Genomic DNA, 13,639 nt, shown 5'->3' on the forward strand with positions numbered 1-13,639 from the left:
TTTTTCCGGTCACTTCTGAAGCGAAAGGAAAAAGAAAAAACTGGAAGTTTCCATACTGCCAATCACCCTCACCATGTCAATCATTCAGCCTTGCTTCTCTTGCAAAGCGGGTGCAAAAGTAGGGCATTTTACAATACGAACAAAATATATGATACTTTTTTTTCAAAAAAAATGAAACGTTTTTTATAACTGGCTGATTTTGAAATATGTGAAAGAAGAGAAAAAGGAAAGAAAGGGGAAAAAGAAAAAAAGACGGGAAAAGAATGACACCTTATTATATATATATAAGCAGAAAGTATTGAAAAAGGGAAAGGGGAAAATAGAAAGAGAAGAAGAAAAAAAAGGGAAAGCAGAGAAAAGGGGAAAAGAAAAGACGAAAAGAGAAGGCGAGGTTATCAAAAAAACAAGGAAGATATTATTAATTAAGGAAGAAGAAAAAGGAAAAAGGATAAAACGCTGATTATTAAAGAAATAACAAAAGACCGATGCAGGGCAGACAAAAGTATAGAGTTATAAAAGAATAAAGTATAGACTATTACCAGGCTAAAGTATAGACTTTGATTGGATAAAAGAGTACACTATTAAAATCAAGGGGAAAGACAGGAAAAAGGGAAGGTTAAAAAAAACAAAGACGTTAAGAAGGAAAGAAAGAAAACTGAAAATTAGATATGGGAAAAAGAGGGAACAAAAGAGAAAAACATATCAGAAGGAAAGAGGGACGATCCAACAGTACTGTCCGCAATTTAATACCAATAGAAAGCTACGGGATTCCGGTTTTATAAGGGACTATCCATAATATTGTATTTTTCATTGAAAAATGAAGTAATAACAGCAACACAAATTACAGACACCAATATAAAGTATCTTATGCTTCTTTAATTCCCTTAATGAACCAGTAAACATAAAAATCGTAGAAGATAATAAAGCTCGACTTATGCTAAAAAACTTGCAAATCATCTTTATCTTTCTCTATATCAGTAATTCGGGTTATATAATCTGTAATTTATATACCGGTATGATGGATAATACTCCGTAATTTTGCATCATCGCAATAAAACCAAATCGAGAATGACGATCCAAAGCATAATTATAGTAGCGACAATATCTATATCGTTGCTCCATACAAGAATTTCATTAAATGCACAGAACATGAACAAAGAGAAAACACCTCAAAATTCGAGATATTTAAACTAAATAATATACCGTATGAAAAGAATTGTATTGATTATGACGGCAATCATCATGTTATGTATTACCGCAAATGCACAAGAACAAAGTAACAAAACTTTGGTTGTTTATTTCTCGGCAACGGGAACGACGGAAAAAGCAGGCAAACTGATTGCCGAAGCCACAAGCGGAACGCTCTACGAAATACAGCCTGTGAAAGAGTATGTTGCTGCCGACCTGAACTGGCACAACAAATCCTCACGTAGCAGTGTAGAGATGGCAGATATAAAATCGCGTCCTGCTTTAAGTTCTAAACCGAAGAATTTAGCAGATTACAATACTGTTTATATCGGTTTTCCCATTTGGTGGGATCTGGCTCCGAGAATCATTAACACTTTTATAGAAAGTTGTGATCTTACAGGTAAAACAATTATTCCGTTCGCCACATCGGGCGGTAGCAGTATCTCCAACGCCGAAAAAGAGTTGCAGAAAACTTATCCCACCATAAAATGGCAGAAAGGTAAACTACTGAATAACGCAAGCTTGGAAGATGTCAAACAATGGATAAAAAATAAATCATTATGAGAAAGAATTTCGGGGCAAAGCCCTTTACCTATCCGCAGCCGGTATTTATCATCGCTGCTTACGATGAAAACCATATCCCCAATGCGATGAATGCAGCTTGGGGTGGTATCAGCGAAATGAATGAAATCAGTATTTGTGTCAGCAAAGGACACAAGACAACTGCAAATATCCTAAAACGCAAAGCGTTTACAGTAAGTATGGCAGAAGCCGGACAAGTCGTAGCCTGCGATTATGTAGGCATTGTTTCCGGCAATAAAGTAGCAGATAAATTTGCACGTGCCGGTTTCCACGCTACCCGTTCGGAGTTTGTGGATGCTCCGTTAATTGACGAATTATCCGTAGCAATGGAATGCAGACTGAAAGACTACAATCCCGAAACCAGTATTCTGCGCGGCGAGATAGTAAATGTGAGCGTAGATGAACGTGTACTCGGCGAAAACGGCAAAGTAGATGCTTCCAAAGTAGTTCCCATCATTTTCGATCCGTTCAACAATGACTATCTGAAAGTAGGCGAAAAAGTAGGTAACGCTTTTTCAGATGGCAAAATACTAAAATAAGATGAATAACCGATTAAAAAACGTATGCACAATAACGGCAATGTGCCTTTGCATCGCAGGGCATCTGTTTGCAACAGACAATCATACCAACAACAATAAGATCATGGAAGAGAAATTAAACCTGACTCAAGAATGGGACAAGACGTTCCCTCAGAGCGATAAAGTGAACCATACCAAAATAACTTTCCATAACCGATACGGCATTACACTGGCTGCCGACCTTTATATTCCTAAAAATACTACGGAGAAATTACCTGCCATTGCCATTAGCGGCCCTTTTGGCGCAGTAAAGGAACAGGCTTCAGGCTTGTACGCACAAACACTGGCAGAACGCGGATTCCTAACAATTGCTTTCGATCCGTCATACACAGGAGAAAGCAGTGGAGAACCCCGTTATGTAGCTTCTCCGGATATCAATACAGAGGATTTCTGTGCAGCAGTCGATTACCTTTCTACCCGTAATGACGTGGATACAGAACGTATCGGCATCCTTGGCATCTGTGGTTGGGGCGGTATAGCACTCAATGCAGCCGCCATCGACACCCGTATCAAAGCAACGGCAACAGTAACGATGTACGACATGGGACGTGTAAATGCCAAGGGCTATTTTGACACAGTGGATGCCAACGCCCGTTATGAACTCCGCAAGCAGCTCAATGCCCAACGCACAGAGGACTATCGTAGCGGTACATATGCCCTGGCAGGTGGCGTTGTAGATCCATTGCCTGATGATGCGCCCCAATTCATAAAAGATTACCATGCCTATTACAAAACATCACGTGGTTTCCACAAACGTTCACTCAACTCAAACAATGGCTGGAACAAAACATCCTCACTTTCATTCATCAATATGCCTCTACTATCATATAGTGATGAAATTCGCAGTGCGGTATTGATGCTTCACGGCGAAAAGGCCCATTCGCGTTATTTCAGCGAAGATGCTTTCAAAAAATTGAAAGGGAGTAACAAAGAACTACAGATCATTCCCGATGCGAGTCATGTAGATCTGTATGATAATCTGGAAGTGATCCCATTCGACAAGATAGAACAATTCTTCCGCGAGTATCTTAAATAAGCAAGAGCACAAATGTTAATATTTCAGACAAAAGAAAATAATAAAGAAAGAAATAAAAGTACAATTTAAACATTAAAAATAAAAGACATTTTCAATATTGAACAAACCTCTATGTATCAATACATTAAATAACTCATTACTTTCCTCTACGAGGAACGAGCCGTTCTTCGTAGAGAAACAGGCCGCCCCTCGTAGAGAAACGACGCTTTTCTCGGTGAGGAACCAACCGGATATTTATAAAATACGACAAGCACTATAAAACTAAAAATAAAAACACGCACATTCCGTAAAGAAAAAAGAAGCAAAATAAAAAGTTCACACTTTAGTTTAATTATGTCTATAAGAAAAATATTCGGTTAAAACATTTCTTAGACATTTTCCCAAGACATGTTATTGAAGTTGTTTGATATATAAAAATACATTTCTTTGTACGTAAGAAATATATATTTCGACAAGCAGAAGATTATATCCCAAGAGAACTATCAACAATGTTCAAAAACAGAGACGTGATATCCGGGACACCCTATCACAAGAAAACAAATTAAGAAATGCAAAAAGCGTTGTATCAAAAGATTAAGTAGAAAAAATCTCCCTTCCAGTATTTCTTCAAATACTAAAAGGAAGATTCTACAAAGAAAAGAGGTGTAACTGAGGAAGACTAATCTGTTATGACAGTCTTCTTCCCCTCCCAAAAGGGGATAGTATTACTGCCCCGGCATATACTATTCAAATTCCAAAGGAGGAGGAGAAACCTCGTTGACAACATATACATCTCCCTTTATCTGCTCACCAAAGGGAGCTATTCCCAAATATCAGATTTATTATAAAGAGATACGTTCATCTTTTCCAATGATATTGGTTTCAGAACCAGCGACTCCATTAACAGTACCAGAATTTGTGTTACTATCCATCGATAGTATTCCATCTGTCTTCTTTACCAATCCACATACTCCACCTGCTATATCCGTCGAATTTACCTGTCCTTCATGTCTACAACGAGATAAAGAGAAAGTCAGATTATAAATATCCGCTACTCCCACAATACCACCGGCAATATTCGTAGAAGACACTTCTCCCATATTCACACAGGATTCAAGAGTGGCATTTCCCATTCCGACCTCAGAACAAATACCTCCGGCGGCCCATTCATCAGAAGTTACTTTCGCATAATTTATGCAACCGACTATGTCTCCACCTTCTTCGTGCCGCGAACAGATACCGGCTGCCCTATAGCCACCTTTTATTACCCCATTGTTTTGACAATCAACAATGCGGCCGCGAATTTGATTCAACGACTTCACACAGCCATATGCAATTCCTGACGTAGAATTATCCACATATTCTTCTGCTATAACCTCTGTACCAACAGCCACAATATTTCCATAATTGATACATTTCTCTACCATGCCTCCATACATCATACCTACTATCCCGGCTCCCGAACAAGCCTTCACATAAGCATAATTTTTGCAGTTGGAAATAGAAGCATTGTCCCACAAAGCTCCACAAAACATGCCAAAAGTAATTACTGATTCAGCTATATTTATCGGACTATCATCCGGAGTCATTTTAAGTTCACATCCTTCTCCCATCGTCAGATTACGTATAACCCCATAATTTTGATTGATAAAACCAAGTACTATCCATCCGGTACTGGCTGCCGGTTTTTCCTGCAATTCCGAATAATAGATTTTCAAATTTGATATGGTATGCCCATTTCCTTCCAAAACATAGTCAAATCTATTGATCGGCTGCCAACTCACCTTACCCGCCATATCTATATCCGCATTAATATTCACAACACCTGATGCATCTTTCCAATTTGATAAATCAGCTCCCGCATTACACGCATCCCGAAAAGCCATCAAATCTTCTGCAGAATTAATGCCCTGCCCCACATTTCCTCCGGGAATCGTATACGAAAATACATCACCATAACCCGTTCCTTGGGAACCGGTAGCATAAGCACGGATATAATAGGTATTTCCGGGAACCAATCCACTGACAGTTTCGTATATCACCGTATCCGGTATATTGGAAATGACACGCATATCGGTAACCTCCGGCAATTCTTTAGTCGAACTATAACAAAATCCTTTCTCAGTCACAGTAGAAGCATTACCCAAAATACGGGCTAACATAGTGATAGAGGTAGAGGTCGAATCACTGGGAGTACAAGAAGATACAACCGGAAGATCTGTAGCATTAGTTGTCAGATACGTAGTGGTTCCATACCCCAGGCCATTACTATTGACTGCAAATGCACGAACTGCATACTTACGACCGGGCTTCAAATCGTTCACACGCCATTGATATTCGGCAGAAAGATCCAGATTCTTCGATTCATCGATTACCTCGGGATCATCGGAATCACCACTCACTTCCTTCCAACAGAAACCCTTCATGACAATATTACTGCCACCCTCGTCAAGGATAGAAGTATTCACCACAAAGCTTTTCTCATCCACATCTTTGATCTGTAAAGTACTGAAAACGGGAACTTCACTGGCAACCGTAACAAAACTCTTCACCTCACCACGGGCAATGCTATATCCACTGCTGGCATAAGCACAATAATAATAAGTCTTACCAGCCTCCAAATCGACTAACTGGGCACTGAATTTACCATTATTGTCATTATCGGCTGTCTTTGTCTCATATTCCGCCATACTCTGAAGAGTGGAATAAAGAATACCGTATTCTTTCACAACTACCCCCTCGGGTTTTACCATTTCACCAAACAGCGTAGCACCTGTACGGAAGATACCGTCAACCTTACCCGTTGTTAATTTAGGAGCAAAATTTACAGGCTCCGTATCCTTTTCACAGCCCGACATCACAAAAAACAGGCTACATAATATAAGAAGATATCCGATTCTTTTCATTTTCATTGCAAATAATTAAAACATTATACCAATACCTACAGCAACCTCATGGTGCTTAAAATTAACGGTATGAAAACCGACCGAAAGGGCAAACTTCCCTAAACGACCGATGACACCCAGCTCGGCAGCAACACCGGATGCAGAATGATCCGTATTCTTCACCAATTCACCCTCGACCGTTTCCCATGCCAGCGTACGGCTACCATAGCCGCCACCGGCATACACATAAACAGGCTTCCAAAGCTGGCGCAAATAACCGGCCGTCACAGACAAGCGGGATTTCTGGCTGAATCCTTCTTTATAATAAGGAGTACCTTCACCACCGGAAGTCAGAGCACCACTGTCGTCGCATTCAAGATCGGCAGAAGCAGAACCGAAATCACTCCGGAATTTCACATAGGCACCGTTCTTACGGACAAAACCGATCATACCACCATAAGAAACTTGAGAAGAATGATAACCAACCTCAGCCATAACCAGCATACGACGTGGCTCTTTGGGCTTGATGGTGGAAATCATGGTAAAAGTCTGGCTATTCGTCTCACCGGAAGAGATGCTGACCAAGGTATCAATGGGAAAGAAAAGATCCTTTTCAATGCGTATACGGTAATCACGGATAGGCATACGGTCACTCTTGTAAGGGGTCTGTCCCGCCAACATGCCGTCAATATAGACATTGGCATCCTGTTCGGGCAAAGAGAAGACTTCCAGATAGCCGAACTTAGGTTTCAAGGTAACGCTCATAATCTTTTGTTCACTGCCAAGATCGATTACACCGGCTTCGGGAGCATACATAGGAGATTCAACACGATAAGTGTGGCTACCCTTCTTCATCGTGGCAGTAAAAAGGCCTTTCTCGGTAGGAACTTTTTCATCATCGATATAAACGGTAGCATCAGCAGGCTCGGGACGCATCACCAACAGTTGCGTATTCGTATCCACAGGAGCTTGGGAAGTACCGTCATTCACACGGACCTCCATCTCATAAACAGTGCTTTTATCGATTATATCAGGGTAGAAGTAGTTGCGCAAAACACCATATTGATCATGCATGATAGAAATGCGACGGGCACCACGGGGAACATAAAGCCAGATCTCGCCGGGTTTATTCTCACGGGCAGTGATACCTAAGGCGTCAGGTTCGAACATCAAATCTTTAACTGTGGTAACGATACGGATCAAAGCACAGAGCTCGCCATTCTGGTCACGTTTGGGAGCGGTGACACGAGCGGTGATGTCAGTCTCCATACGTTGAAAAGAAACAACTTCTATTTTGCCTTGGGCAAAAATCTGATGTTGGGAAAAGAAACTGAACAAAAGAAAGAAAGGCAAAAAAATGCCATACCTTATACTGTTTGTCATTGTATGTAATTGTTTATTCCGTCTGCCCCCATCAACGGCGGTTAAATAGATAAAAAAAGCATGAGGGCTGTTAAGCCTATTCTTCAACTATGAATAACAGCTTTACGCTTCTTTGTTTTTTTTAAGATATAAAAACCGCCGCAAATATATTATTATTTTAATCATCTACACACTAAATAGAAAGAAAAAATAGAAGATCATATATTGTTTTATTTTTACATACCGGAAAACCGTTACAACATACAAAGCCATTAATGTCACTCAAATACATTTGTGGATAAAATATCACAATTTATCTATCCATAAAAACATGCATTTCACAACCAATTCACGCAAGAGATACTGAATTGAAACAAAAAAACAACTCCCCGTTACGTAATCTCTTCCTATCACGAGTTCTTTAAGTAAAACCATCTATATCAGTTTCTTTTATGATAAGAAAACTACCATCCAATACAATGAAAGACCAAGTTCCCTCATCCACCCGGAAACGATGGGACGACGACTCATAGAAAACTAAGTCCAATAATATAGATAGGATGAAGCATTTTATGAAATACTAAAAAACACCCCTGCTATGACAAATGAAAACAATGTCAATGAATCAATTCCGATCAATCAATTATAATAAATCTTATAACATGTACAACAGCTATCATTTAAATCAATCAATTATGAGAAACACTTTCATGGTGCTCACGCTGGTTATCAGTGTACTGCTTCCCAGTAAGGCACTTGCTACAGGTATTGATTTTCAAGTAAAGAATGTGACTGTACGCGAAGCTGTATTGAAACTGCAACAGCAATATGGATTTTCCGTAACAGTAGAATCGAATGAGGTGGATATGAATCGTAAAGTTTCAGTCTCAGCTAAAAATGAATCCATAAGTACAATACTCAGCCATATATTTACGGGGCAAAATGTCACCTATACGGTAACCAACAAAAGTATTGTCATCCAAAGCCGGAAACAACCTACCGGGAATACACCTGCGACACAAAGGCCACGCCTGATTACCGGGAGAGTGATAAACGGTGCAGATAAAGAACCATTGATCGGTGTTACCGTCCAAAATCCCGAATCGGGCAAAGGCGTAATCACCAATGTAAACGGTGATTATTCCATTGAAGCGATTCCAGGACAAACACTCAAATTTTCTTATGTAGGTTTTTCCGATATTTCGATAAAAGTAGGTAGCTCGACCGTTTTGAATATTACCATGACTGAAAATTCGACTATACTCAATGAAGTAGTAGTAGTCGGATTCGGCAGCCAGAAAAAGGTAAACCTGACAGGAAGTGTCGGAGTTATCGGAAATGAAGAGATCAACGGGCGTCCTGTTTCTTCGGCTGCACAAGCCCTGCAAGGCCTGGATCCATCACTAAACATCGGTATTAATACCGGTAGGGCCGATTCGGGTTATGAAATAGATATTCGCGGTGCCGCATCCTTAAACGGAGGAACCCCGCTCATTCTTGTCGACGGTGTAGAAATGGAACTAAACAGACTCAACCCTAACGATATAGAATCGGTTTCCATATTAAAAGATGCTGCAGCAGCTTCGGTATACGGTGCAAAGGCCTCAGCCGGTGTAGTATTGGTTACTACTAAAACCGGCAGTGATTCGAACGTAAAGGTTACTTATAACGGTCGTTTCGGTTTATTAAAAAACACCACGAGTACCGACTACATAACCAGTGGTTACGACTGGGCCAAAGTAGTCGACCGCTTTTTCTATTATTCGAATAAAGGGATAAACTATCTTAAATATGATGAGGACGACTGGAACGAACTCGAGATGCGTCGCGGCGATAAGACGGAAAATCCCGCCCGCCCATGGGTAGTAACCGAAGAAGACGGAACATACAAGTATTACGGAAATTTCGATTGGTACGATTACATTTACAAACGTACCCGCATGCAACATGAGCATAATGTATCGATAAGAGGGGGAAATGACAGGGTGAAATACTACGTCAGCGGCCGCTATTACAATACCCAAGGGGTTATGAACCAGCAGAATGACCCTTATGACAATTACAGCATTCGCGGAAAACTGGATATCAACATTACAAAATGGGCCCGCTTTAGTACCAACCTGAACTATTTTTATGGTAAAATGTGGTGGCCGGGAATGAAAAACCAGCAAACGACATTTCGTAACGTAACTATGGGAGGTTCTCCGTTATTTGTCCCCAGAAATCCTGATGGAACTATCGTACACAGCACTGAAATAGTAAATCAAGGAGCCGGTGTACTCGGTGACATGAATCTGATGCTTACTTATGGAAAAACGTCCAACGAAGAGGTAGTAAATGAAGCGACGATTAAAAACAACCTTGAATTAGATATCGTTAAAGGGCTAACCCTACATTTAAGTCATGCCTATCGTTTTTCTCATGAATTCGGACAGTATCGCTATAATAATGCACCATATTCTTCACATGAAGGCGTGATTTCATGGGAAACCACCAGCAAGTTCCGTAACGACCTTCAAGAAACTAACCAGTCACTCTATAAACAGACATTTGAAGCATTTGCCGATTATTCACACACTTGGAATAAAGTACATAACTTCAAGATTGTAGGTGGTATGCAATATGACACCCGTTACTACCGCAAGAATGCAATATCGGTTGATGGAAATCTTTCGGAAGACCTGAATGACTTCAACTTATCAGCCGGATCGACTTATGCCGTCAGTGGCGGACAATCGAAATATAAGACACTTGGTGTCTTCGGACGTATCAATTATGACTACGATGGCAAATACCTGTTCGAAGCCTCCGGCCGTACCGACGGATCGTCGCGCTTCTGGAGTCACAACCGTTGGGGATACTTCCCTTCAGGTTCTGTAGGATGGCGTATCAGTCAGGAAAATTTCTGGGAACCTATGCGACAATGGTGGAACAATGCCAAAATACGTTTTTCTATCGGCAGCCTTGGCAACCAACAGGTATCTGACTATCTGTTTGTTCAAAAGATCAATACCAATCTCACCAATGGAGATTTTACGTTCAACGGTACGGATAAACTGACATACGCTCGTGAAGACGCCCCTGTAGCCAATGATTTAACATGGGAAAAAGTAACGACGTATGACTGGGGAATCGACCTTGCTTTCCTAAACAACAGGCTGACATTCAGCGGCGATTATTACGTACGCAACACTACCGACATGATGATGCCGGGCGCATCGCTCCCCGGAGTTTACGGTGCAAGCGAACCGCGCACCAATGCTGCCGATATGCGCACCAAAGGTTGGGAACTCAGTTTCGTCTGGCGTGACAGAACGACTCTGCTTAACCGGCCATTCTCTTACTCATTACGTGCCGGCCTTGGCGATTACCAGACCAAAGTCACCCGGTTCGACAATGATACCCGACTAATTTCGGAACACTATGTAGGCGAAAAACTCGGAGATATCTGGGGATATAAAATCGATGGTCTTTTCCGTACGGATGAAGAAGCGGCAGAATATACCCAAAAAGTGGACTGTTCCTACTTTACCAAACGCATCGATGCTACTGCCACCCGTAAGGGACTTCATGCAGGTGATCCGAAATTTTTGGATCTCAACGGCGACAATAAAATTTCCATCGGGAAAAACACTGTCGAAGATCCGGGAGACCGGGTAATCATCGGTAATTCACTTCCAAGATACTCTTATACATTCGGTGGTGATTTTTCGTGGAACGGTATTGATTTTTCTATCCTGTTTCAAGGTGTAGGCAAACGCAACTGGTATCCCAGCTCCGGCCAGGCCAATCTTTTCTGGGGTCCCTATTGTCGTCCGCACAATACATTCTTAAGCCAGCAATTGGTAGATCAGGTATGGAGTGAAGATAATCTGGATGCATACTTTCCATTCCCTCGCGGTTATGAAGCATACTCCGATAACACCAATTCCCACTATACTCTGACATCACCTAATGACCGGTATATTCAGAACGTGGCCTATCTGCGGCTTAAGAACCTGACAGTAGGTTATACTCTTCCGGTATTAAAAAAATATCTTCAGCAGATACGCATTTATTTTACCGGAGAGAATCTTGCTTACTGGTCGCCGATGAAAAAATACTGTAAATACATCGACCCCGAAGCGGCAGTTTCATCTTCATCTTACATTGAGAACTCCGGTGAAGTATACAATTTCAGCAAGGTATTCTCATTTGGCATCGATATTACATTCTAAAAAAACAAACCAGCTATGCGTACTATAAAACATATATTCATATCCGCCGCCTTATTAACAGGCTTTGCATCGTGTGACCTTAATGAGTTTCCTAAGGATTCCATCAGTCCCGACACTTTTTTTCATACAGAGTCAGAGTTGGAACTTTATACCAACCAGTTTTACCTCATGGAACCCACCGCAGTCAATCTGTATGACGAACCATCCAACCTAATTGTCGACGGTCTGTCTCAAAGCGATGTCGTAGTAGGGCTGACACGCACTGTTCCTTCCTCCGGTGGAGGATGGTCATGGTCTTATCTGAGATATATCAATTATTATCTTCAGAACTCCCACCGTTGCGAAGATGCAACCGCCCGCAAACGCTACGATGGTGTTGCTTATTTCTGGCGCGCTTACTTTTACTTTGAAAAGCTGAAACGCTTTGGCGAAGTGCCATGGTATGACCAAGTATTGGCATCAGACCAAGATGAACTTCTGGCCAAGCCGCGCGACAGTCGCGACGTCATCATAAATCATATTATAGAAGACTGTGATAAGGCGGCAGAAAATCTTCCGGCATCATCCTCTATTTACAAAGTTTCGCGTTATGCAGCCCTTGCGTTAAAATCGCGTGCGTGTCTTTTTGAAGGTACTTTCCGTAAATACCATGCCGGCCACACATTTAATAAAAACAACTTACCTTATGAAGCTATCTTGCAGGAATGCGTCAATGCGTCACTTGATATTATGAATGATAAAAAGTATTCTATCTACTCGACAGGGAAAAATCCCTATTATTCGCTCTTTACTTCAGAAAACGCCATTGCACAGGAAGTGATCCTTGCACGTTGTTATGGGGGTAATTTCGCACATGCAGTCGACGCCTATGCACTGATGCCGTCCAAAGGTATGGCCGGTTATACCAAAGCACTCGTTTTCTCTTATTTAATGCAAGACGGCAGCCGCTTCACCGATATAGAGGGATGGGCAACGATGCCATTTACTGAAGAGACAAAAGGGCGCGATCCCCGTCTTGCACAGACAGTACTGACACAAAATGCCCAATACGTCGATGGTACAGAAGGAACTTTCAATTTTGCCAATACCGTGACAGGATATCCGATGCTGAAGTATATTTCGGGACCCAATTATATCAATGCCTCTACAATAGATGTGCCTATTTACCGTATGGCCGAAGTATATCTCAATTACGCCGAAGCCAAAGCCGAATTAGGGACATTGACACAAGACGATCTCGATCACTCTGTCAATTTAATCCGGGACCGCGTAGGGATGCCTCATCTGAATAAATCGGCTGCAAATGCTAATCCCGACCCGTTCCTTACATCTGAACTTTATGGATATAAGAATGTAGACAGTGGCTCCAATAAAGGAGTTATTCTTGAGATCCGCCGGGAACGTTCGATAGAGATGGTAAGTGAAGGTATCCGTTTTTCCGATCTATGCCGATGGCGTGAAGGTCAGCTTCTGGCCCAGCCATTTTATGGTCCTTATGTACCCGGTGAAGGCCGTTATGACATGGATGGTAATGGAAAAATCGACTTTGTGGTTTATCTGGACCGCCGTATTCCTGCTCCGGGAGTAACTCCATTGAAAATAAATCAGGATATATTCCTTTCAGAAGGAGAGACCGGCTATATCCTGGCTCACGGACAATTGATGAGGGCTTTCAATGAGGACCGCGATTATCTCTATCCGGTCCCGAGTAACGAACGCACACTTACCAAAGGCATGATTACACAGAACACCGGCTGGGACGATGGACTTGATTTTTAATCGTTACTCACAAATAAGCTATTACTAAGTTTT

The 13,639-nt window shown here is 41.5% G+C and carries 9 protein-coding genes; 7 read left to right on the top strand and 2 right to left on the bottom strand.

The genetic code is table 11. The features are described from left to right. From QVP90_RS12415 to QVP90_RS12435, 5 genes are all read left to right on the top strand, one after another. Positions 1-189 (top strand): hypothetical protein (locus tag QVP90_RS12415; protein WP_288204438.1); only part of this gene is annotated, 189 nt, incomplete at its 5' end. 19 nt (positions 190-208) lie between these two features. Continuing rightward, on the top strand, positions 209-460 hold the full coding sequence (locus tag QVP90_RS12420) for a hypothetical protein (protein WP_288204439.1): 252 nt from the start codon (positions 209-211) through the stop codon (positions 458-460). Between the two features lie 746 nt (positions 461-1,206). Further along, positions 1,207-1,752, top strand: coding sequence for a flavodoxin (locus QVP90_RS12425; protein ID WP_021936616.1), 546 nt, complete (start codon positions 1,207-1,209; stop codon positions 1,750-1,752). Next, positions 1,749-2,309, top strand: a complete 561-nt coding sequence (locus QVP90_RS12430; RefSeq protein WP_005929168.1) for a flavin reductase family protein — start codon at positions 1,749-1,751, stop codon at positions 2,307-2,309. The genes QVP90_RS12425 and QVP90_RS12430 overlap by 4 nt, the downstream gene beginning before the upstream one ends. A 1-nt stretch (position 2,310) precedes the next feature. Further along, a complete protein-coding gene (locus QVP90_RS12435) occupies positions 2,311-3,384 on the top strand; it encodes an alpha/beta hydrolase (protein ID WP_172680711.1) in 1,074 nt (357 codons plus the stop codon). 821 nt (positions 3,385-4,205) lie between these two features. Here QVP90_RS12435 and QVP90_RS12440 read toward each other — a convergent pair. Together QVP90_RS12440 and QVP90_RS12445 are read right to left on the bottom strand one after the other, a co-directional pair. Next, a complete protein-coding gene (locus QVP90_RS12440) occupies positions 4,206-6,269 on the bottom strand; it encodes a fibronectin type III domain-containing protein (RefSeq protein ID WP_005929162.1) in 2,064 nt (687 codons plus the stop codon). 15 nt (positions 6,270-6,284) lie between these two features. Further along, the gene (locus QVP90_RS12445) at positions 6,285-7,631 is read right to left on the bottom strand and encodes a PEGA domain-containing protein (protein ID WP_005929160.1); all 1,347 of its coding nucleotides are present in this window, start codon (positions 7,629-7,631) and stop codon (positions 6,285-6,287) included. Positions 7,632-8,305: 674 nt separating this feature from the next. Between QVP90_RS12445 and QVP90_RS12450 the strand changes: the two genes are divergently transcribed. Together QVP90_RS12450 and QVP90_RS12455 are read left to right on the top strand one after the other, a co-directional pair. Beyond that, a complete protein-coding gene (locus QVP90_RS12450; protein ID WP_021936617.1) occupies positions 8,306-11,827 on the top strand; it encodes a TonB-dependent receptor in 3,522 nt (1,173 codons plus the stop codon). 15 nt (positions 11,828-11,842) lie between these two features. Next, entirely contained in the window at positions 11,843-13,606 is a 1,764-nt protein-coding gene (locus QVP90_RS12455; RefSeq protein WP_021936618.1) for a RagB/SusD family nutrient uptake outer membrane protein, read from the top strand. Positions 13,607-13,639: the final 33 nt, after the last annotated feature.

This window comes from Bacteroides sp. CAG:189, from assembly GCF_000432295.1.
Classification (GTDB): domain Bacteria; phylum Bacteroidota; class Bacteroidia; order Bacteroidales; family Bacteroidaceae; genus Bacteroides; species Bacteroides salyersiae.